This window comes from Agrobacterium fabrum str. C58 (assembly GCF_000092025.1).
Lineage (GTDB): Bacteria > Pseudomonadota > Alphaproteobacteria > Rhizobiales > Rhizobiaceae > Agrobacterium > Agrobacterium fabrum.
This window is the reverse complement of the sequence record NC_003062.2, coordinates 1,694,328-1,716,706: the sequence shown is the minus strand read 5'-3', so window position 1 is coordinate 1,716,706 and position 22,379 is coordinate 1,694,328. Positions and strand designations below refer to the sequence as shown.

Here is a 22,379-nt window from a genome sequence, read left to right as displayed (position 1 = left end):
CCCTCGGTGGGGCGGCTTTTAAGAGCGGATATCAGTGGAGACTGGCAATCAGCCGCGCGATCCCTTGGCGATCGGCTCCTGATAGGTGAAGCCCATGTCCCAGGGAAAATAAATCCAGGTGTCCTGGCTGACTTCAGTGACAAAAGTGTCAATGGTCGGCACGCCCTTCGGCTTGGCGTAAACACAGGCGAAATGCGCCCTCGGCAGCATTTCGCGCACTTCCAGCGCCGTCTTGCCGGTATCGGTGAGATCATCGACGACAAGCACGCCTTCGCCGGCATCGGTCGTCAGTTCCGGGGCCACGCCCTTCAAAAGAACCGTGTCGCCCTGGTTGACATAGTCATGACGCGTGGCGATGCAGACAGTGTCGATCATGCGGATGTTCAGTTCGCGGGAAATGATCGCCGCCGGAACGAGGCCGCCGCGGGTAATACAGACGATCGCCCGGAACTCTTTGTCGAGACCGGCAAGACGCCAGGCAAGTGCACGGGCATCACGGTGGAACTGGTCCCAGGAGACGGGAAAGGCTTTATCGGGAAGGGACATGTCGTCTACCATCTGGTCAAAATTGTCGATGGCTTTGGCTAATAGCCGCAAGAACGGCAAAAAGGCAAGCGTTCCGCGTAAAGGCGAGAGCGGGAGATTGCGGCGCTGTTTGCGCCGCATCCGTTTTTAACGCGACAGCAACGTCATCGCCGTCATGGAATCGAGCAGCGTGCGCGTCACGCCGCCGAACAGCAGTTCCCACCAGCGGGAATGGCCATAGGCACCCATGACCAGAAGGTCGATGCTGTTGTCGGACAGGCGGTTCTCGATGGCGGCCTGCGGCGAAAGCCCGGCGATCTTTTCCTGTGAGGTGACCGTGACGTTAACGCCGTGGCGGGCAAGCGTGGCGGCGAGTTCCGCACCGGCAAGGCCCGCAGACTGCGTTTCGCTTTCGGACTGGTCGACGGAGAAAATCTCGACGCTGTCGGCCGCCTTCAGGAAGGGCAGGGCGTCGAAGGTAGCGCGGGTCGCCTCGCGGGAGCCGTTCCAGGCGATCAGGACGCGCTTGATCGGTTTGGCGACGGTCAGCACATGCGGCACGAGGAGAACGGGGCGACCGCTTTCATAAAGAAAACCGTCAATATCCGAGCGACTGTCGGACAGTGCCGACGAGCTGCTCTGGCGCGCGACGATGAGGTCGGCGCAGCGGGCGCTGTCAATGGCGGAGGCGGAGGCGTAACCGACCGACGTGACGAAGCTGCGCCATTCATGCGAGATGCCGTTGGTCGAGAGCGTGCGCTCGAAAAGCGTGCCGACATCGGTAGTTTCCTTGTGCGCCACGTCCTGCAGCGCCTGCACGGTGGCGGGATCGGGAATTTCCATCGGCGCGACAAGCGGGACGGCGGCAAGCGTTTCCATATGCAGGCCGATCACATGCGAGGAAAACTGATCGGCAAGGCTCACCACGAATTCGCCGAGCTTCTGCGTGTTCGAAACATTGTCGACCACTGCCAGTATCGTTTTGTAACCCATTTCTTTCTCCTCGGTGACATCTGTTGCTGTGGGGAGAATGGCCGTCTTTGCCGATGGCCACCTTGATTTTGGTCAACTCCGCGCCTCTCAGGCGGTTGCATCGCCCTTGCTTGCGGCCAGCTGCTTCTCCTGGCCTATCGCTTCAATCATCGCCGCAACCGCCTCGGTTGCCGCCTTCAGCAGGCCGGCGTCGCGGGCGCGCACGACGATCTCTGTCGAGAAGCGCTGCCCGTCATATTTCGGATAGGAGCCGATGCTGGTTTCGGGATGCGCCTTCTGGATGGCGGTCAGCGGTGTGCCGATATCGCCTTCGCCGTAGGGCGAACGCACCGCCTGCGACATGACCTTTGCGCCGGTGCGCAGGGTCGGCATGACATTGTCGAGCATGGCCTGAAAAACCTGCGGCACGCCCGCCATGACATAGACATTGCCGATGACGAAGCCGGGAGCGACGGAAACGGGGTTGGCGATATGAGCAGCACCTTTCGGCATACGCGCCATGCGCTTGCGAGCCTCGGTGAATTCCATCTCACGGACGCGATACATGTCGCCCAGGAGGCGCAGCGCCTCGGCATCGTGTTCGCAGGGCAGGCCGAATGCCGCAGAGATCGCGTCCGCGGTGATGTCGTCATGGGTCGGGCCGATGCCGCCCGAGGTAAAGACATAATCATAACGGCTGCGCAGCGCGTTCAGCGCCTCGACAATCGATTCCTCCTCGTCGGCGACGATGCGGACTTCCTTGAGGTCAATGCCGGACATGGTGAGCACATCCGCGAGGTGGCCGATATTCTTGTCCTTGGTGCGGCCGGACAGCAGTTCGTCGCCGATGGCGAGCATGGCGGCAGTCACGACGGAGGAGGTGGAGGAGGGATTGGACATGGGTGCACTCGTCATCTGTTTTGTCAGACGTTAGCCCTGCGCCCGGGGAATGCAAAGCGGTTTTGGCAAAATGTCTTTTTGTAAATGGTTGACGCTCCGGTTTTCCGTTCACTCATGGTGAACAGTGCGTATGCCAATCCCCGCTGGCGGTATCGGGGTCTGTCAGATACGTTGCCTTCAAATTGAGTTGACGGGTCAACACCGATGATCATCGAGTTTTTGAAGAAGCTTCTGGCCGGTACGCCGGAAACAGTTCCAGCAAAGGAAACGAAGAGAATGACGAAGGTTCTGGTACTTTATTACTCCTCTTACGGCCATATCGAGACAATGGCCTATGCGGTTGCCGAAGGCGTGGAGTCCACCGGCGCGGAAGCCGTGGTCAAGCGCGTTCCCGAACTGGTTCCGGAAGAGGTCGCCAAGTCCTCGCACTTCAAGATGGATCAGCCGGCACCGGTGGCGACGGTGGACGAACTGGCCGAATACGATGCCATCATCGTCGGCGCCGGCACGCGTTTCGGCACGGTCGCCTCGCAGATGCGCAATTTCTGGGACCAGACCGGCGGCCTGTGGTTCAGCGGCAAGCTGGTGGGCAAGGTCGGCTCGGCCTTTACCTCGTCCGCCACGCAGCACGGCGGTCAGGAATCGACCATTCTCGGTTTCATTCCCACCTTCCTGCACCATGGCATGGCCGTCGTCGGTCTGCCCTATGCCTTCCAGGGCCAGATGGGTGTCGATGAAATCAAGGGCGGTTCGCCCTATGGCGCTTCCACCATCACCGATGGGGACGGCTCGCGTCAGCCTTCCGCAATCGAGCTGGACGCCGCTCGTTATCAGGGTGCGCATGTCGCCAAGCTGGCCGCCAAGCTTTCCGCTTGAGCCAGGTTTGATTGAAAAAGAAATGCGGCCCAGAAGGCCGCATTTTCTTTGCGCCGGCATTTGAGACGCCGGGCCTGTGGAACTTATGGATTTTTAAGGCTGGTCAGATCGGCGGGTTGACCATGAAAAAGCAGCTTGCGATCACGAAGCCGAGCATCGAAATTTCGAGAAAACCGTTCAATCCGTCACGCATTCCAATCCTCCTTATGGTGAGCGAAAAGAGAACGGACAGAGCCTATCGCGGTTCCATAACAGAAACGTAAAATTCAGGAAATTTTAGCGCGTGCCTCTCAGTCGCCGACCCGAGGGGATATCGGTGCTTCAGCCTGTGACGACGAAGGCGACCACGAGGTGGCCGAGAAGGCCGATTGCGAGGCAGGAGAGGAGGAAAATGAACAGGGCTTTTTTCATGTTTGCGGAAGCTTCCATCTGTTTTTACCCTTCGAACCCTTTGTCTTGACGTTTTCGCGCCGCATGGCGCACTTCCCGGCCAAATGGCCCGATGCCGTCAGGCCTTGATGTCGAGACCGGCCTCGATTGCGGCGGCGATGAAGGCCTTGCGCGCATCCTCCGGCTTTTTTTTGCCGGCATCGACGGCTGCGCAGATAAGCAGCGCCTTGTCCAGCGCATCGCCGTCTTCTATCGGCCAATCCTCGATCAAGGCCCAGGATGCCGCCTGCGTGGTCTCGATGCTCGTGTAGTCGCCCGGCGTTTCAAACGCGATCAGGACGGGTTTTTGCCAGCGCGTGTTCATCGCCTATCCATATTGGTTGCTGCGCCCGGCTCTAAACGAAGCGGCCAGGATGCGCAATCCCGCTCCCGGCCCGTTTCTGACCGTTGCGGTGCGGTCAGTCGTCGCGCCCGAACAGCCATTCGCGAATGATGCGGCGGTCGATGAGTTCCAGCGAACGGTCAGGCGCAATGCGATAGGTCTCTACCGCTCTGGTGCTCCCATCGATGCGGAAATCATGGGTGAAGGTGCTGCCGATCGGCGATTTCGTCAGTTTGGTGCGCGGCTGGCCCCGATAGATGATACTGCCGGGGATGGGTTCGACATAGGGCGCAGGCCCGGAATAGGTGCCCGGTCCGGCGGTCGTGCATCCAGAAAGTGCCAGTGAAAGCGTGATAGCGGCCGATGATAGGAGCGTTTTCATCCTGTCCTCCGAAGTGCGTCTATAAAAACGATATGGAGGCGCTGCGGTTCCCGGCGGGCAAGAAGATCGGGCATGATGCGTCCCGGCTATTTGCCTTTCGGATTCTGAATGTCGCGCGCGACCCAGCGGAAGAAAGCGTAGACCAGGAGGCCAAAGATGAAAAGCGGGATGAGGTTCGCAAAACCGGACATATGATTCTCGTTTCTTCCTCCCGGTCGGGGTCTAGCCGGAGTGAAACCGGCAAGGCAAGGGGGAGCGCATGTCGCCACCGGTAAAATATCCGTGTGACTGCTCAGAGGATTTGGTGGGGGTCAGAGGATTTGGGAGGGGCGGGAGAGATCCGGCGCACTGCCAGTAATGCCAGATCTCTCCGTCTCCCGCCGGTTTCAGGGTACGGGGGACTGTTTTTACTATGACGGACAACGGCCAATCGACATAGGCCGAGAAATCACCTCGAATAATTCGCTGCCATGGCCCTTCCGGCCGGTCGGAGTGCGTGCAGCGAAATCTGCGAGGACTGGGCCATCGGACGCCGAAGATTCTTATCCGGCAAATTATCTTATGGGGCAGGCGGTGGCGGCACGATCCGCCAGTCCATGTGCGGCTATGGCCTAACCCTTTGAAACCGCTGGGAAGCGCTCCGAGAGACATGACGGGGGGAGAGTACATGGGAACTTTTTTCAGGCTGTATCATTGAAGCAGACAGACACATGCCAACAGTGGAGGGTTACACATGCTCGGCACCATCCTTGTCATCCTGCTCATCCTGTTCCTGATCGGCGCGCTGCCGAGCTGGGGATATCATAATTACGGTTATGGCCCGTCGGGCGGCCTCGGACTGGTTCTGGTCATCGTCCTGATCCTAGTCCTTCTCGGGCGGATCTGATCGATAACCCAAGGGAATACGTCATGCCCGCATTGCCGCAGACGCGCGCTATGCGGGCATTGTTTCTTCTGAAATATGAGGAAGATACAAAAAACAACGTAATCTTAAGCGCTTAGGGGACGGGCTCATCCGTTACGCTCTTACGGTTCGAAAAAACACCACATTCAGAACGAAGCCTCTTGCGCCCAAAATGGATTCGTTCTAAATGCCCGCCATCGCTTGAATAAAAGAGCGTGTGAGGCCTCGTGGCGGAGTGGTGACGCAGAGGACTGCAAATCCTTGTACCCCGGTTCAATTCCGGGCGAGGCCTCCAAATTTCTCTCACCATCGGCATTATATAATATCTGCGCTCGTAGATGATGCGGACGCGCGCCGTTTTCGGCCAGAATGCAGGAGGAGAGCGTGGATCAGGATCAGCGGGACGGCGCGGGCAACAAGAAGCGAAGGCTGTGGCCATGGCTGCTTCTCGGTGTCGTTACCATTCTGGCGATCTATGCCTATGTGACGACGATCGAGATGATCGAGGACATGGCGCGGCTATGGAGCGATCTCGTTCAGCTTTTCTGGTGGATCATGCCGGATATTCCCGCCTCCTGACGACGTATTTCCTGGCAATCGCGAGAAATTTGCATCACCCTCCAGTGCTTTTTGGGAGCGCAGCCAATGAGCGCGCTTGAAAGCGCGGCTTCTGGCAATTATGAGATTGTTTTAACGGTCGGCTGCATCTTCCGACTTCGGGCTGGTTTCCAGCCCCTATCCTTGAAATTGAGGCGATAAGGACATGATGGATTTCGAAACCGCACGCGCCAATATGGTCGACAGCCAGTTGCGCACGACCGACGTGACGTCGCATTCCGTGCTGAAGGCGTTTTTGAGCGTGCCGCGCGAGGCATTCGTGCCGGCGGGTGTGCGGCAGATTGCCTATGCGGATGAGGATCTGCAGATCTGTCCGGCGCTTGACGGTCGCCCGGCCCGTTATGTCATGAAGGCATCGCCGCTGGCCAAGCTTTTGCAGCTGGCTGCCGTCTCCAAGGACGATGTGGTGCTGGAAGTCGGTGGTGGCTCCGGTTACGCGGCTGCCATCCTGTCCCAGCTTGCCGGTTCGGTGGTTTCGCTTGAAAGCGACGAAGCGCTGGCCGCACAGGCGACCGAGACGCTCGCTTCGCTCGGTTATGACAATGTCGCTGTCGTGACCGGCGATCTTGCCAAGGGTTATGCGAGTGAAGCGCCCTATGACCTGATTTTCATCAATGGTTCGGTCGAGGAAGTGCCGGCGGCGCTGACCGACCAGTTGCGCGATGGCGGACGTCTTGTCGTCGTTGTCGGATATGGCAATGCTGCCAAGGCAACTGTCTATCGCCGTGATGGCAACAGCACGTCTGCTGCGAGCTTTTTCAACGCCTCCGTCAAGCCTGTACCGGGTTTTGCCAAGGCGGCCGAGTTCGTTTTCTGATCCATACGCGATCGTTTTTTGCAGGGCCGGGGTGGATTTTTCACCCCGGCTTTTTTGTGGCCGGTGTCTCGGAAAATTGTGTCGTCGCCTGCCGTTTTCACAAAGCTGTGCATCACCGCGAAACTTGTCGAATCAGTGATTTAGTTCCTGACTATGCTGCCCTAGACTAGGGGTGATTCGGGGTGTGCGTATTTCTGCCCCGCATGACCCTGCAACAGGGACGGCAAAAACGCCCGGCGGTTTTGACCCAACTGTTTCAGAGCATCGGCACGGCGATCTGCTTTCGTTGTCATGGGCGCGATGTATAAATTGAACAGGTGCAAAGCGCCGTGTCCGGTATCCCAAAGGGGATGCGGCAAGCGTGCTTAAGAGTAGAAACCGGGGATTGATATGGCTCAGCCAAGTGTCGCGCGTGAACCGTCCATGGAAGAGATTCTGGCGTCGATACGCCGGATCATCGAAAGCAACGAGCCTGGACCTGCCGATGCGTTTTCCGGGCAGTTGCCGCCGGTCTATGACGATGAGGACGAGGCTTCCGGCGAAGCTGCCTTCGCCGCGGAGCCCGTGAGCCCGCCGGCCCGCGTTCCCCCCGCCGCAAACCAGGCCTATGCCGCGCGCCCGGTGCATGATTTTTCACCGGCATTTGACGCGCCGTTGGTTGAACGGCAGGAAAGCCAGGCCGAAAAGACCATGTCGCTTGCCGATGTCGCCGCCCGTGTGCGCGCCGCCGCAGACCGCAACGCCGCCATGGGGCCGCAGGCCTTCGCCGCGCAGGCGCAACAGCGCGCGGCCGAGACCGCTGCACCGGCTTCCACCGTATCGAATGTTTCGCAGCCTTCGGGCGTGCCGTCGCCTGAACGCGCAGCGCCGCAGCGCCCGACGGATGTTCGCCCGCTGATGGCTGCCGTTGCCACCACGAGCGCGGTTGAGCAACCGGCATCCTTTTCCGCCGAGGATCGTGCTGCTGCCGCCGCCATCGAAAATGCACCTTTCGCCGAAAGCCGTTTCGAACAGCTTTCGCTGCGCGGTGCCATCGATACACCGGTGACGGCGGAACGTTTCGACGTCACACGCGAGCCTGCCGCCGAAAAGTCGATCTTCGATCTGCGTGAGCCGGAAGCGCCGGGTGAGACAGACGTGAAAGAAACTGCGCACATTGCGGATGGCCTGTCGCTCAATCTCCTTTCCGCCGCCGCCGGTGCGCAGATCGCCCGGTCCTTCAGCGAGCTGGCGGAGGTTTTCGACGGCGTCGAGCGGCGTTCGATCGAGGATATGGCTGCCGATATGCTGCGCCCGATGCTGCAGGACTGGCTGGAAGACAATCTTCCGACGCTGGTGGAGCGCCTCGTGCGCGAGGAAATCGAACGTGTGGCGCGCGGCTCGCGCCGCTAAGGCCGGCCCGTCCGCAGGCTACAATCGCTGCCGATGCGATGAAACAGGAGCCGCTCCGGCATGGGAGCGGCTTTTTTGTTGAAGATGAAGGTGTTATCGGGGCATAGTCTCCCTTGGGTCCACGCAATGGTTGGCACCCGGGCTGGTTTCTGTTGACTCTCTCCCATCCATCCTTATTTAAAAAATCCACACAAGAACTCTAAAATTCAGGTCAGGAAATGCTCGAAAAGACCTACGATTCCGCATCCGTCGAACCGAAGATCGCGAAAGCCTGGGACGAGGCGAACGCTTTTCGTGCCGGCGCCAACGCCAAGCCGGGCGCGGAAACCTTCACCATCGTCATCCCGCCGCCGAATGTGACCGGCTCCCTGCATATGGGCCACGCGCTCAACAACACGTTGCAGGATATATTGGTCCGCTTTGAGCGCATGCGCGGCAAGGACGTGTTGTGGCAGCCGGGCATGGACCATGCCGGCATCGCCACGCAGATGGTCGTCGAGCGCAAGCTGATGGAAAACCAGCTGCCGGGCCGCCGCGAGATGGGCCGCGAGGCCTTCGTGGAGAAGGTCTGGGAATGGAAGGCCGAATCCGGCGGCCTGATCTTCAACCAGCTGAAACGTCTCGGCGCCTCCTGCGACTGGTCGCGTGAGCGCTTCACCATGGATGAAGGTCTGTCCGAGGCCGTCCTCGAAGTCTTCGTCACGCTTTACAAGCAGAACCTGATCTACAAAGCCAAGCGCCTCGTCAACTGGGACCCGAAGCTGCAGACTGCGATTTCCGACATGGAAGTCGAACAGATCGAGGTCAAGGGTAACCTCTGGCACTTCCGCTATCCGCTGGAAAAGGGCGTGACCTATGAATACCCCGTCGCGTTTGACGCCGACGGCACGCCCACCGAATTCGAAACGCGCGATTACATCGTCGTCGCCACCACGCGTCCGGAAACCATGCTCGGTGATACCGGCGTTGCGGTGAACCCGGAAGACGAGCGTTACAAGGGCATCGTCGGCAAGCACGTCATCCTGCCGATCGTCGGCCGCAAGATCCCGATCGTTGCCGATGATTATGCTGATCCGACGGCCGGTACGGGCGCGGTGAAGATCACGCCTGCGCATGACTTCAACGATTTCGAAGTCGGCAAGCGTTGCGGCCTGCGCGCCATCAACGTCATGAACATCGATGGTACGATCTCCATCAAGGAAAACGAAGATTTCCTCGAGGGCCTCAGCCATCCCGCAGCCCTGCATGGCGCCTGGGATCGTCTGGAGGGGCAGGACCGCTTTACCGCCCGCAAGATCATCGTCGAAATCTTCGAGGAAGCCGGTCTGCTCGACAAGATCGAGCCGCACAAGCATGTGGTCCCGCATGGCGACCGCGGCGGCGTGCCGATCGAGCCGCGCCTGACCGACCAGTGGTGGGTGGACAACAAGACGCTCGCGCAGCCGGCAATCGCCTCGGTGCGCGAAGGCCGCACCAATTTCGTGCCGAAGAACTGGGAAAACACTTACTTCCAGTGGATGGAAAACATCCAGCCCTGGTGCATCTCACGGCAATTGTGGTGGGGACACCAGATTCCGGCATGGTACGGCCCGGACGGGCAGGTCTTCGTTGAAAAGACCGAGGAAGAGGCGCTGCAGGCGGCCATCCAGCACTATATCGCCCATGAAGGCCCGTGGAAGGCCTGGGTTGAAGAGAAGCTTGAGAACTTTGCGCCGGGCGAAATCCTGACGCGTGACGAAGACGTGCTCGACACCTGGTTCTCGTCGGCGCTCTGGCCGTTCTCGACACTCGGCTGGCCCGAGCAGACGCCGGAACTGGCGCGTTATTATCCGACCAATGTGCTGGTCACCGGCTTCGACATCATCCCGTTCTGGGTGGTGCGGATGATGCAGATGGGCCTGCATTTCATGAAGGACGATGCGGGCAATCCGGTCGAACCCTTCAGCACGGTCTATATCCATGCGCTGGTTCGCGACAAGAACGGCCAGAAGATGTCGAAGTCCAAGGGCAACGTCATCGATCCGCTGGAGCTGATCGACGAATATGGTGCGGATGCGCTGCGTTTCACGCTCGCCATCATGGCGGCGCAGGGGCGCGACGTGAAGCTCGATCCGGCGCGTATCGCCGGTTACCGCAACTTCGGCACCAAGCTCTGGAACGCCACGCGTTTTGCCGAGATGAACGGTGTGAAGCGCGATCCGCATTTCCTGGCCGAAACCGCGTCACTGACCATCAACCGCTGGATTCTGACCGAGCTTGCCAATACGGCGCGCGATGTGACGGCAGCACTTGAGAATTTCCGCTTCAACGATGCCTCCGGCATCCTCTATCGTTTCGTCTGGAACCAGTTCTGTGACTGGTATCTGGAACTGCTGAAGCCCGTCTTCAGCGGCGAAGATGAAGAGGCGAAGCGGGAATCCCAGGCCTGCGCGGCCTATGTTCTGGAGGAGATATACAAGCTCCTGCATCCCTTCATGCCCTTCATGACCGAAGAGCTGTGGGCGCATACGGCCGGCGAGGGAGAAGAGCGGGATGACCTGCTTTGCCTCACCGACTGGCCGGAGCCGGAATTCCGCGACGATGCGGCGGCGGCCGAAATCAACTGGCTGATCGATCTCGTCTCCGGCATCCGCTCCGCGCGCGCCGAGATGAACGTTCCGCCGGGCGCCACCGCCTCGCTGGTCGTCGTTGGCGCCAACACCTCCACCGAAGCGCGGCTCGACCGCCACGCCGCCGCCATCCGGCGCCTGGCGCGGGCGGATGAAATTCGTGGCGGTGATGTTGCGCCGAAGGGTTCCGCGCAGATCATCGTCGGCGAGGCGACGGTCTGCCTGCCGCTCGGCAATCTTGTCGATCTCGCAGCCGAACAGGCTCGGCTCGAAAAGGCGATCGGCAAGGTGGATGCGGAAATGGAACGCATCGACAAGAAGCTCTCGAACGAGAAGTTCGTGGCCAATGCCGATCCGGAAGTCGTGGCTGCCGAGCGCGAGCGCAAGGCAGAGCTGGACGTTCAGCTGGCAAGTCTGAGAACGGCTCTCACGCGGGTGAGTGAAGCCGGTTAATCCGCGCAATCATCGATGACCAGAATAAACGAAAGCGCTCCGTACCAACGGGGCGCTTTTATGTTTTGTCAGTTCCGGAATGTTGCGCTGCAACGTCGAATCGCTTTGGGTGTGCGGCAGGGCGATTTCAAGGGTGAAGCGGTGAAAATGATCGCCGAAGATCGAAAAAAACCAATAAAAACGGCCCGATAAGCCCGTTTTTCCCGGAAACTATCCACTGTGGTTATTTGGCGACAATTCCCGTCAGCCGTAGGCGTTTGTTTCGTTTTATGACGGATACGCCCGTAGTGATTAGAAAAATAACCTAAAATGACTATTTAAGGGCACACCCATAAAATTCTTACGTAAAAAATGGAGAAGTGTCGCAGAACTGTGCCAGTGTGCGGCAGATTGTCATTTGCCGCGAAGCACTTCACTCTTTTGATGATCACATTGCCTTGATTGGGGAGAGAGATGGCAAAAACTGCAATTTTTCGCGGCGCGGTATGTTTCGCAGTCAGCATCGCGGCGGTAACGCCCTCACTGGCCGGCGGCCTTGAGCGTGGCGGTTACAATATCGACCTGCTGTTCGATCCATCCGATTATGTTCTCGACAGTTCTGCAACCTTCGTAGCGCCGCAGCGCAAGGTGGAGAATGCGCGCGACAATCCGGTTAAAAGTGGTGGTCCGTTACCTGCATCCTGGTCTACCACCGCTGATGATTCCGAAAACTACTGGTCGACACGCGTTGGCGCGAAGGCCGCCATTGGCGACTTCGGCGACTGCATGTTCGATTATTCGCAGCCTTGGGGGGCGGACCTTAACCCGGGTATATGGCAGGGTTCGAGCTACAATATCGAGACAAAGGTCAAATCGCACAATTACGCAACGACGTGCCGCGTCAAGTTCGATCTCGGCAAGGGCGACTTCTCGATCATTGGCGGTGGTTTCTACCAGGAACTCAGTGGCTACAAATATCGTCAGGTCCTGTCGCCAACCTTTTTGACGAGTATTAATGTGCCGACGTCGATCTACAATGGCACTGGCAAGCTGGATATGGAAGGCGATGGTTGGGGCTGGCGCGCCGGTTTGGCTTACGAGATTCCCGAAATCGCTTTCCGCACGAGCCTTGTGTATAATAGCGCCGTCGATGTTGATCTGACCGGTAACGTCACCCTGACAAACCTGCCGGTTGGCCTAAATCAGATTTCCGGCCGTGTCACGCCTGTTTACGGTAACGTCTCCATGCCTGACAGCATCGAGTGGAAGGTGCAGTCTGGTATTGCGCCCGGCTGGCTCGCCTTCGGCTCGGTGAAGTGGACCGACTGGAGCCAGATCCAGACCATTCCCTTCTGCGCCGTTGGTTCGCCGACCTGCGTGGCGGGAACGCAAAGTGCAATCAACACGCTCGACCTTTTCTATCGGGATGGCTGGACCATTTCCGGCGGTATCGGCCACAAGTTCAATGAGCAGTGGAGCGGCGCCGTCAGCCTGACATGGGATCGCGGCACATCGACCGTCATCGGGACACAGACGGATACCTGGATGGTTGGCACACAGCTAGTCTATTCGCCCAACAAGAACCTCGAGTTCAAGATTGCCGGCGCACTCGGCCTTCTGACCTCGGGCAGTTCGTCTATCGGTGGCGCCCCGTGCGGCCCGCTTGGTGCACGTTGCGGTGACGAGGCCGGTTACACCTTCGGCAACGACCTCGTGGCAGCGATCTCTACCGGTGTGAAGGTCAAGTTCTGATCCCATCCTTTCGCTTGTTCTAAAATAAAGGTCCGGTTTACCAACCGGGCCTTTTTTCATGCGCGACTATGATTCCTGCTCGATAAAAATTTCCAGCCCGAAAGTTTTGTGACGATTTGGCAACACTTTTCTGCAAGCGTGTGGTCGCGTTGGAATGTGGGCATATCTGTCCATTTCCCGCCACAAACAGAGTGCTTGGCTTATGTTTAAGAGCGCGGGAATGGAAGAACATGCAGGCGTTTGATGTGGGCCTGCGGAGTTGCAGAAAGTGAAAACGGGTTTGGATTCAGCGTTTAAGCAAGTAATACGGGAATTTCGCCCGGCTTTCTTGTTTGGCGCTGACCGGCAGATAACGGAATGCCGTTATGTTGCCGGAAATTATGCCTATATCTGTCTCACTGGAAAATTAGGGCAATCGCCGCAAAAGACCACCGGTGGTGCGCTGAAAAGTGCTGCCGGAAAGACGCAGTGTGTTCGAAAAATCGCGACCCGGCGGGGTTCGGCTTTGCAGTATTCCGCAAGTATTGGCTATATGCCGGGAAGAGTGAGAGAAGTTCGCCGAAATGCTGAAATGTGAAGCCAACGTTTTAAAGCCGCTCCTTATGGGCATGTTGCTTGCGTCGCTCGCAATGCCGGTGCTGGCTTTTGACATTAATGCGGGCGTGACCAAGGAATCCGGCCCCTTCGACCTGTTCAAGTTTGGCTTCAAGGCCTACAAGAACGGCAACAAGGACGAAGCCGTCGAGGCCTATCGTTATGCGGCGGAAAAGGGCCATACCGGCTCGCGCTGGGCGCTTGCCAATATGTATGCCTATGGCGACGGTGTCGCCAAGAACGATCTGGAAGCTTTCAAGATCTACAGCGAAATCGCCAGTCAGGGTGTGGAGCCGGGTTCGGAAGATACCGGCTTCTTCGTCAACGCCCTTCTTTCCCTTGCCGATTATTACCGTCACGGCATTCCCGGCAGCCCCGTGAAAATGGACCTATCACAGGCCCGTCAGCTTTATTTCCAGGTGGCTTCCACCTTTGGCGTGGCTGAAGCGCAGTTCCGGCTGGCGGAGATGATCCTCGCGGGCGAGGGTGGCCGCGCCGATGTGCAGCAGGCGAAGAAGTGGCTCAACCAGGCCCGCAAGCACGGCCATGCCGGCGCCATGTCGATTTTCGGCAACCTGATCTTCCAGGAAGGCCAGACGACGCAGGGGCTGGCCTTCATGACGGCGGCACTTGATAAGTGCACGGTGGCCGACTGTACCTGGATCCAGAACCTGCAGGAGCAGGCCTTTTCTCTCGCCGGTGAAAACGACCGCCGCGCCGCCATCGCCATGGCGCAGAACATGCAGTTCAACGATCCGGATTGAGAATGCCGGTCGGGACGGTTTCAGCCGCCCGACAGCAACGGTTCAGCCGATCGGACTGAAATCGAAATAACCGCAGACCGGCACATGGTCGGACGGTTTTTCCCAGGCCCGCACATGTTTTTCGATCTCGACCGATTGCAGCCTGTCGGCTGCTTCCGCTGACAGCATCAGATGATCGATGCGGATGCCGTTGTTTTTCGGCCAGGCGCCGGCCTGATAATCCCAGAAGGAATAAAGTCCTGCCGCGTCGGTCGTCGCACGCGCGGCGTCAGTGAAGCCCAGATTTTCCAGTTTGCGGAAGGCCGCCCGGGTCTTCGGCAGGAACAATGCGTCGCCTTCCCACACGCGTGGGTCGTGGCAATCGAAGGGTTCGGGGATGACGTTGTAATCGCCGGCGAGGATCAGCGGCTCTTCCATTGCAAGGCGATCTTCCGCAAAGCGCCGCAGGCGCTCCATCCAGGCAAGCTTGTAGGGATATTTGACCGGATCGTCAGGCGGATTGCCGTTCGGCAGGTAAAGCGAGCAGACGCGGATCGCGCCGCCTTCCACGGAAAACACGCCTTCGATGAAACGGGCCTGTTCATCGGCATCATCGCCCGGCAGGCCACGATTGACCTCGTCCGGCTTCACCTTCGAGAGCAGGGCGACGCCGTTAAAACCCTTCTGGCCGTGGGTTTCGATGTGATAACCGAGCGCCTCGATCTCAAGGCGGGGGAAACCCTCGTCGACCGACTTGATTTCCTGAAGGCAGACGATGTCAGGCGAGGAATCCTTCAGCCACTGGCAGAGGTTTTCGATACGCGCCTTGACGCCATTGATGTTCCAGGTGGCAATCTTCATCGGAGTTTCCCTTTTGTGGGGGTACTTTTAACCGATGCAAAAGCGATTGCCACCGTTTTTGGAAGGTGCCGGTGCGGATGTGGTGGAAAGAGGCGAGAATGGCGGGGTTCTCTCTTCCCTCATTCCTGTGCTTGTCACAGGAATCCAGCCAGCCCAAGTCCTTGGGCTGGAAAAGACTCTCTCGCCGCGCAGACGCGCGTCGGCTGGATCCCTGTGACGGGCACAGGGATGAGGGAGGGGAAGGATGGCGAGCTACTTAGTACCGAAAGCGTTTGACGCACGGTCCGCGCGTCATTCCTAGTCAAATCGAAAAGCTCGTGCCGCAGCCACAGCTTGCCACCGCATTCGGGTTCTTGATCTGGAAAGACTGGCCCAGAAGATTATCGACGAAGTCGATTTCGGAGCCGGCCATGTAGATGACCGACATGCTGTCGATCAGCACTTTGGCGTCGCCGCGGGCGATCACGATGTCGTCATCAGCTGGGTTTTCGGCCAGATCGAATTTGTAGGAGAAGCCCGAGCAGCCGCCGCCTTCCACTGAGACGCGCAGCGCCTGTTTGCCGGCATCGGCGGCGACGATCTGCGCGATTCGCTTCGCTGCTGCTTCCGAAAGGGTAATGTCGCTGTTTTCCATGTCGTTTCTCCTGCCGGGGTCAAGAACCGGAGAGCAATAATCTCGTTGCCACCATTATAAACCGGTCAAATTAACGGTCTATAGCCTGTTGAAGGCGGTCGACGCGGCGATGATGCTTTGCGCTGACCTCTGCGATAGGTATGAAGGGTGAATGAAAAGGTCAATGGCCGAGCCCAAAAGGAAGTCCCGGCCGGAGAAGACGACAGGTGAATGCATGATCATAGACCAGCGCGCATTGGGTTTCGGAAGTGGGGAGAGGGCGGTGTTCGCCTCGGATCCATGGACGACGCGCGGGCGTCTTTTTCCCGAGGCCGGAAGCCTGACACGCTCGGAATTCCAGCGTGACCGCGACCGCATCGTCCACACGACAGCCTTTCGTCGCCTGAAGCACAAGACGCAGGTCTTCATCAGCCCTGACGGCGACCACTATCGCACGCGGCTTACCCACACCATCGAGGTGGCGCAGATCGCCCGGGCGCTCGCCCGCGCGCTGAAGCTGGACGAGGATCTGGCCGAAGGCGTGGCGCTGGTACATGATTTCGGCCACACGCCATTTGGTCATACCGGGGAAGATGCGCTGGATGCGGTGCTGTTGCCCTATGGCGGCTTCGACCACAATGCCCAGTCGCTGCGCATCGTCACCAAGCTGGAGCGCCGTTATGCCGAATATGACGGCATCAACCTGACCTGGGAGACGCTGGAAGGCCTCGTCAAGCACAATGGCCCGCTGGTGAATGCCAAGGGTGAGGGGATAAAAGGCCCGGTTCCGCTGCCCATCCTTGAATATTGCGTGCTGCAGGATCTCGAGATCGGCAGTTATGCCAGCCTCGAGGCGCAGGTGGCGGCGATCGCCGACGACATCGCTTATAATACCCACGATATAGATGACGGTCTGCGCGCCGGTTATCTCACCTTCGAGATGCTGGAGGAAGTGCCGTTCCTGAGTAAGCTGATGGCCGAGGTGCGGGGTAAATATCCCGTGCTCGACAAGGAGCGTTTCGCCAACGAAATCATGCGCCGGCAGATCACCCATATGGTGGAAGACGTGATTGGCGTCGCGCAGCAGAATCTCGCCCGGCTGAAGCCGCAGAGTGCTGCCGATATCCGCGCCGCCGATTTCACTGTCGCGACGTTTTCGCCCGAAATGGCCGAAACAGACCGGCAGATCAAGAAGCTGCTGTTCGGCCATATCTACCGGCATCCCGAAATCATGCGCATCCGCGCCGGTGCCACACAGATCGTCACCGATCTTTTCCACCGTTATATGGAAACGCCGGCAGAGATGCAGAGCCACTACTGGGTGGACAGCATTTCCGGCATGAGCGTGGCCGCGAAGGCCCGGCATGTGGGCGATTATCTGGCGGGCATGACCGACAGTTATGCACTGCGCGCCCACCAGCGGCTGTTTGACCACACTCCCGATTTGCGATAGGGCAGCGGGCGATCGCGAAGCCACCCGGTTATGACGACCGAGACAAACAGAAGCCCTTCGCGCAGGTTGGAACGATGAACATTTTTGCCGATTTCGATACCAGGATCAAAAACGCGCTCGAGACCCTCGATCTCGTGAAAGAGAACCGCGAAAAGGTCGATTTCAGTCGAATTACCGTCGAATCCCCGCGTGATCTCAGCCATGGCGATGTCGCAACCAATGCAGCCATGGTGCTGGCGAAGCCGCTTGGCACCAATCCGCGCGCGCTTGCCGAACTCCTTGTGCCTGCACTCCAGGCGGATGGCGATGTCGACGGCGTCAATGTCGCGGGTCCCGGTTTCATCAATCTCAAGGTTTCCGTCGGTTACTGGCAGCGTCTATTGGCCGACATGATCGGGCAGGGCGTCGATTTCGGCCGCTCCACCGTCGGCGCCGGCCAGAAGATCAATGTCGAATATGTCTCCGCCAACCCGACCGGCCCGATGCATGTCGGCCATTGCCGTGGTGCTGTCGTGGGTGACACGCTGGCGAACCTGCTTGCATTCGCAGGTTACGGCGTCACCAAGGAATATTACATCAACGATGCCGGCTCGCAGATCGACGTGCTGGCCCGTTCCGTCTTCCTGCGTTACCGCGAGGCGCTGGGCGAGGATATCGGCTCCATTCCGTCCGGTCTCTACCCCGGTGATTATCTCGTTCCGGTCGGCCAGGCGCTGGCGGATGAATATGGCATCAAGCTGCGCGCCATGCCGGAAGAAAAATGGCTGCCGATCGTGAAAGACAAGGCGATCGACGCGATGATGGTGATGATCCGCGAGGATCTGGCGCTGCTCAATGTGCGGCACGACGTGTTCTTCTCGGAGCGCACGCTGCATGAGGGAAATGGCGGCCCGATCCTTTCGGCGATCAACGATCTCACCTTCAAGGGCCATGTCTACAAGGGCACGCTGCCACCGCCGAAGGGCGAATTGCCTGACGACTGGGAAGACCGCGAGCAGACGCTGTTCCGCTCCACGGAAGTGGGCGACGACATGGACCGCGCGCTGATGAAGTCGGATGGTTCCTACACCTATTTCGCCGCCGACGTTGCCTATTTCAAGAACAAGTTCGACCGCGGTTTTTCCGAGATGATCTATGTGCTCGGCGCCGACCATGGCGGTTACGTCAAGCGGCTGGAAGCCGTCGCGCGCGCCGTTTCCGAAGGCAAGTCGAAGCTGACGGTGCTGCTCTGCCAGCTCGTCAAGCTGTTCCGTGACGGCGAGCCGGTGAAGATGTCGAAACGCTCCGGCGACTTCGTCACACTGCGCGATGTTGTCGACGAAGTGGGTCGCGATCCCGTGCGATTCATGATGCTCTATCGGAAGAATTCCGAGCCGCTGGACTTCGATTTCGCGAAAGTGACCGAACAATCGAAGGATAATCCGGTCTTTTACGTGCAATATGCGCATGCCCGCTGCAAGTCGATCTTCCGCCAGGCGCAGGAGGCGTTTCCGGGCCTTGCGCCGTCTGCCGAAGACATGGCGGCGTCTGTTGCTTTGATTAGCGATATCAACGAGTTGCAGCTGGTTGCGAAGCTCGCCGAATATCCGCGTCTGATCGAATCCGCGGCCCTTTCGCATGAGCCGCACAGGCTTGCTTTTTACCTTTATGATCTCGCCGGTTCCTTCCATGGGCACTGGAACAAAGGCAAAGACCATCAGGAATTACGTTTTATTAACGATAAAAACCGAGAATTGAGCATTGCCAGACTCGGGCTGGTGAATGCTGTCGCGAATGTTTTGAAGTCCGGCCTTACGCTTTTAGGAGCGGACGCACCTGACGAAATGCGATAACATATCACCATTATTTGCTCACAATACGCTGGCAAGAGCTGCAATGCGTAGATGGTGGAACACGTAATGGTCGAAAAAAATGTCGCGTATAACCGGGACGCCCGGTCCGAAGGGTTCGCTGACAACGATCCTCTGGCAGAACTGGCGCGTATCGTCGGCTTTGACGATCGTCCTTCGCATGCGGGTTCCGAGGTCCAGCCACGCGCTGCATCGCCGGTCGTCCGCCGCGAACCCGAATTCAATCTCGAAGACGAGCTGCTTCGTGAATTCGAGGTTTACGATGCGCCGCACGCCGATCCGGTCGTTCTTGATCCGGCGAACGATGTTCGTGCCGGCATCCACCCCACCGACTTCATGCAGCGCGTCGAAGAGGTTTTCGCCCGTCGCGAGCCCGAGCTTGCGCCGATGGCCGAACCCGCGCCGCAGCCGCAGGTGAGGCAGGAGCCGCTTCCCGAGGTCGATCAGGCCTATATCCACAATTACGTCGAAACATCCGGACAGCAGGATATTCGCGCGGATTTCCGTGACGACGCCGGTGCGGTGGCGGAAGTTTTCGATGTGCATTCGCGCCAGCCGCGCGCCGCCGAGCCGGTTGTCTACCAGCAGGCCGCCCCGCAGGTCGCCCCCCAGCTTGCATGGGAAGAGCCGCAGGCCATCGAGCCGTCCCAGCCTGAATGGCATGCCATGCCGGAACTCCCGGCCGATGTTTCCAGCAATATTTCTTCCGATGCTCACGCCTATGCACCGGAGCCGCAGGCTTTCGATCTCGCTGACGAAGTGGAGATTGCCGTTGCGGAAGCAGCGCCCGCGCCGGTTTCGGTCCGTCCTCCGGCGCATGGCGGCCGTTCCTCGCTCGAATTTTCCAGCCTGAGGCTGCCGCTTGCCAATTTCGGTGCGCGCCGTGATGTTTCGGCCGTCGATCCGCGGCGGGTCGAGCCGCGATCCGAACTTTACCCCGCTGCGTCGCGGATTGAGCCGCAGGTCGAGCCCGCTCCTGCCGTTGTTCAGGCCGAAGAGACCGCACCATCCTTTGCCCAGCCGGTCGCCGAGGTGTTCACGCCTGCCGCAGAACCGCTGGCGCCGGCAATTGCCGAGAGGCCGGCAGCGAAAAATCTCTCGCCGATGGATGAGCTGATTTACGGCGTTGCGCAATATTCCATTCCCGAGCGCGGTGAGGCACAGCCCGTCAAGACCGAACCCGTGGCTCAGGCTGCGAAAGTCGAGCCGCCTGCGGTTGCCGCAGCGCCGGCGAAGGCAGCACCGGTTGCTGCCGCCGTGCCCGCGTCGCCCATCGAGGAACCGGATTTCACGGATTTTACCGGCTTCAATGATGATGATTTCGAGCTTGCGCTCGATGATCTCGACCTTGATCTGGATCTGTCGGAAATCGCCGAAGCTGAGGTTGCACCCGCGCCGCAGCCCGTGCGTCCGCAGCCTGCCACGCCGATTGCAGCTGTTGCGCCGCAGCCGGTGAGGCATGAGCCTGCGCCGCAGCCGCGCCCCGCGCCCGTTGTTGCCGCCGCTCCGATCGCCGCAGCGCCGGTCGTTGCCGCTCCGGTTCAGCCGCGCCCTGTTGCCGCGCAGCCAGCCGTGCCGCAGACGCTGGAAAGCCTGCCATTCGATCCTTCGCAGATCGGCGAGACGGAAGAACATCCGGAAACCATCATCGAGATGGATGTGCCGGAACTGCCGGTCGGGGTTTTCGAGCCCAAGCCTGCCGCTCGCCGTCACGAGGAAGATCTCGATATCGATACCGAGCTTGCGACGCTGTTTGCGCCTGCCGTCGCCGGTGGTCTCGACCGTCACAAACATGCGGAAAACCGCGGTGCCGCCCAGGCGCGCCCTGCGCCGGCTCCGGAAGAGGCTGATGAGTTCGAGCGGGCGCTGGAAGAGGATTTCCGCCGCTCCATGCAGGAGGCTGCCGCTTCCCGTGGCAATGCGCCCCGCGATGCCGAAACCTATGTCGATCATCAGGCCGCCTATCGCGACGAGGATGAACGCGGCGGTCGCCGCTGGATCATGCCGGTGGCAGCTGCAATCGGTCTGGTGCTGATCGGCGGCGGCGTTTATGCGCTGATATCGGGCGGTTCGTCTGGCACCGGCTCGAATGGCGCGCCGGTCATCATCTCCGCTGACAATGATCCGATGAAGGTCGTGCCGGAAAATCCGGGCGGTCGCGTCGTGCCAAATCAGGACAAGGCGGTTTATGACCGCGTGGCCGGCGGCGCCGCTGCCGATCCCAAGCAGCCGGCGCTGATCTCCAGCAACGAAAAGCCGGTCGATGTGGTTCAGCGCACGCTGATCCCCGAACAATTGCCGCTGGAAGGCGAAAACGACGCGGATATGGAAGCAGCTGGTACGCCGGTTGGCGAGACCGAGGATCCGCGCCTGCTTTCGCCGGAAGAAAAGGCCGCCCACAATGAAGGTGCCGGTGCGACGGGCGTTTCGCCGCGCAAGGTCCGCACCATGATCGTCAAGCCTGACGGTACGCTGGTGGCGCAGGAAGTCGATGCACCGGCTGCCCAGCCGCCCAAGGCCGACAAGGTCGCGGAGCTTGCAGCACCCCAGACCGCCAAGCCGGGTGAAGGCGCTCCCGCCGTCATCGCCGCTTCGCGGGTTCCGGTGGCGCCGGAGCAGGCTCAGCCGCAGGCCAGCACGCCTGCCGCCGCCAAGCCGTCTACGCAATCGGCAGCACCGCTTCCGGCGGCGCGTCCGTCCTCGCAGCCTGCCAATGTGGTGGCAACGGTGACCAACCAGGGCAATGTCCGCCCGGCGACGACCGCTCCTGCCCAGGCTGCACAGCAGCAGACCGCAGCGGCAACACCGGCTGCGACCAGCACGCCGTCCGCGGGTGGGTACTACATCCAGATCGCCTCGCTGCCGAGCCAGGCCGAAGCCCAGAAGTCCTACCAGAACATGTCCGCCAAGTTCGGCTCGGTCATCGGTGGGCGCGGCGTCGACATCAAGGCCGCCGAAATTGCCGGCAAGGGCACGTTCTACCGCGTCCGTATCCCGGCCGGCGACAAGAACGAAGCCGTGGCGCTGTGCGAAAAGTTCCGCTCAGCCGGTGGCAGCTGCCTCGTCGCGCGGTGATAACGGCCAATACGGTTCGTAAGATTGGGGTTGCCGTCTAAGGCAACCTTTGGGGTGGGGATGGATTTTCCTCACACGCGACGTCATCCTCGGCCTTGTGCCGAGGATTTGCCGACGTTTCGCCAGCCGATCGGTTGCAGATGCTCGGGGCAGGCCCGAGCGTGACGGGCGGAGGGGCTGCCGACCTCTCTCCGACGCCTTGCGGTATAAGGCCATTTCCCATTCTATTTCCCGAGAGC

General features: G+C 59.7%; 19 protein-coding genes and 1 tRNA gene. 13 read left to right on the top strand and 7 right to left on the bottom strand.

Annotated elements, in window-relative coordinates:
* Nucleotides 1-48: 48 nt before the first annotated feature.
* The 3 genes from gpt to ATU_RS08465 form a co-directional block, all read right to left on the bottom strand.
* Complete coding sequence (gene gpt, locus ATU_RS08475; RefSeq protein WP_010971829.1) at nucleotides 49-546, bottom strand: xanthine phosphoribosyltransferase; 498 nt, start codon at nucleotides 544-546, stop codon at nucleotides 49-51.
* A 126-nt stretch (nucleotides 547-672) separates the two neighbouring features.
* Nucleotides 673-1,518, bottom strand: a complete 846-nt coding sequence (locus ATU_RS08470) for a universal stress protein (protein ID WP_006314363.1) — start codon at nucleotides 1,516-1,518, stop codon at nucleotides 673-675.
* A gap of 87 nt (nucleotides 1,519-1,605) precedes the next feature.
* A complete protein-coding gene (locus tag ATU_RS08465; RefSeq protein ID WP_006314364.1) occupies nucleotides 1,606-2,397 on the bottom strand; it encodes a competence/damage-inducible protein A in 792 nt (263 codons plus the stop codon).
* 276 nt (nucleotides 2,398-2,673) lie between these two features.
* On the opposite strand from ATU_RS08465, the gene wrbA reads away from it, so the two are divergent.
* A complete protein-coding gene (gene wrbA, locus ATU_RS08460) occupies nucleotides 2,674-3,273 on the top strand; it encodes an NAD(P)H:quinone oxidoreductase type IV (RefSeq protein WP_010971828.1) in 600 nt (199 codons plus the stop codon).
* A gap of 508 nt (nucleotides 3,274-3,781) precedes the next feature.
* Here the strand turns inward: wrbA and ATU_RS08450 are convergent.
* Complete coding sequence (locus ATU_RS08450) at nucleotides 3,782-4,027, bottom strand: DUF982 domain-containing protein (protein WP_035258618.1); 246 nt, start codon at nucleotides 4,025-4,027, stop codon at nucleotides 3,782-3,784.
* Between the two features lie 94 nt (nucleotides 4,028-4,121).
* Nucleotides 4,122-4,427, bottom strand: coding sequence for a hypothetical protein (locus tag ATU_RS08445; protein WP_010971825.1), 306 nt, complete (start codon nucleotides 4,425-4,427; stop codon nucleotides 4,122-4,124).
* A gap of 733 nt (nucleotides 4,428-5,160) precedes the next feature.
* Between ATU_RS08445 and ATU_RS08440 the strand changes: the two genes are divergently transcribed.
* From ATU_RS08440 to exoR, 9 genes are all read left to right on the top strand, one after another.
* Nucleotides 5,161-5,313, top strand: a complete 153-nt coding sequence (locus ATU_RS08440; RefSeq protein WP_003495626.1) for a DUF3309 family protein — start codon at nucleotides 5,161-5,163, stop codon at nucleotides 5,311-5,313.
* A 239-nt stretch (nucleotides 5,314-5,552) separates the two neighbouring features.
* A tRNA-Cys gene (locus tag ATU_RS08435) sits at nucleotides 5,553-5,626 on the top strand.
* A 74-nt stretch (nucleotides 5,627-5,700) separates the two neighbouring features.
* Complete coding sequence (locus tag ATU_RS08430; protein WP_006314371.1) at nucleotides 5,701-5,910, top strand: hypothetical protein; 210 nt, start codon at nucleotides 5,701-5,703, stop codon at nucleotides 5,908-5,910.
* A gap of 184 nt (nucleotides 5,911-6,094) precedes the next feature.
* A complete protein-coding gene (locus ATU_RS08425) occupies nucleotides 6,095-6,766 on the top strand; it encodes a protein-L-isoaspartate O-methyltransferase family protein (RefSeq protein ID WP_010971822.1) in 672 nt (223 codons plus the stop codon).
* Between the two features lie 390 nt (nucleotides 6,767-7,156).
* Nucleotides 7,157-8,158, top strand: coding sequence for a cell division protein PopZ (gene popZ, locus ATU_RS08420; RefSeq protein ID WP_010971821.1), 1,002 nt, complete (start codon nucleotides 7,157-7,159; stop codon nucleotides 8,156-8,158).
* A gap of 218 nt (nucleotides 8,159-8,376) precedes the next feature.
* Complete coding sequence (locus tag ATU_RS08415) at nucleotides 8,377-11,220, top strand: valine--tRNA ligase (protein ID WP_006314374.1); 2,844 nt, start codon at nucleotides 8,377-8,379, stop codon at nucleotides 11,218-11,220.
* A gap of 453 nt (nucleotides 11,221-11,673) precedes the next feature.
* Nucleotides 11,674-12,951, top strand: coding sequence for an outer membrane protein transport protein (locus tag ATU_RS08410; RefSeq protein WP_006314375.1), 1,278 nt, complete (start codon nucleotides 11,674-11,676; stop codon nucleotides 12,949-12,951).
* 268 nt (nucleotides 12,952-13,219) lie between these two features.
* Nucleotides 13,220-13,528, top strand: coding sequence for a hypothetical protein (locus tag ATU_RS08405; RefSeq protein WP_236762267.1), 309 nt, complete (start codon nucleotides 13,220-13,222; stop codon nucleotides 13,526-13,528).
* Nucleotides 13,515-14,309, top strand: coding sequence for an exopolysaccharide production regulator ExoR (exoR, locus tag ATU_RS08400; protein WP_006314377.1), 795 nt, complete (start codon nucleotides 13,515-13,517; stop codon nucleotides 14,307-14,309). Before ATU_RS08405 ends, exoR begins: the two co-directional genes overlap by 14 nt.
* Nucleotides 14,310-14,351: 42 nt before the next feature.
* On the opposite strand, the gene xth is transcribed toward exoR, so the two are convergent.
* A complete protein-coding gene (xth, locus tag ATU_RS08395) occupies nucleotides 14,352-15,149 on the bottom strand; it encodes an exodeoxyribonuclease III (protein ID WP_010971819.1) in 798 nt (265 codons plus the stop codon).
* A gap of 301 nt (nucleotides 15,150-15,450) precedes the next feature.
* Nucleotides 15,451-15,783 carry an iron-sulfur cluster insertion protein ErpA gene (gene erpA / locus ATU_RS08390; RefSeq protein ID WP_010971818.1) on the bottom strand — a complete coding sequence of 111 codons (333 nt, stop codon included), beginning with the start codon at nucleotides 15,781-15,783 and terminating at the stop codon, nucleotides 15,451-15,453.
* A 214-nt stretch (nucleotides 15,784-15,997) separates the two neighbouring features.
* Here erpA and ATU_RS08385 point away from each other — a divergent pair, with 214 nt between their 5' ends.
* From ATU_RS08385 to ATU_RS08375, 3 genes are all read left to right on the top strand, one after another.
* Nucleotides 15,998-17,215 carry a deoxyguanosinetriphosphate triphosphohydrolase gene (locus ATU_RS08385; RefSeq protein ID WP_010971817.1) on the top strand — a complete coding sequence of 406 codons (1,218 nt, stop codon included), beginning with the start codon at nucleotides 15,998-16,000 and terminating at the stop codon, nucleotides 17,213-17,215.
* A gap of 74 nt (nucleotides 17,216-17,289) precedes the next feature.
* A complete protein-coding gene (argS, locus tag ATU_RS08380; RefSeq protein WP_010971816.1) occupies nucleotides 17,290-19,047 on the top strand; it encodes an arginine--tRNA ligase in 1,758 nt (585 codons plus the stop codon).
* A gap of 66 nt (nucleotides 19,048-19,113) precedes the next feature.
* Nucleotides 19,114-22,140 carry an SPOR domain-containing protein gene (locus ATU_RS08375; protein ID WP_010971815.1) on the top strand — a complete coding sequence of 1,009 codons (3,027 nt, stop codon included), beginning with the start codon at nucleotides 19,114-19,116 and terminating at the stop codon, nucleotides 22,138-22,140.
* The last annotated feature ends 239 nt before the right edge of the window (nucleotides 22,141-22,379 follow it).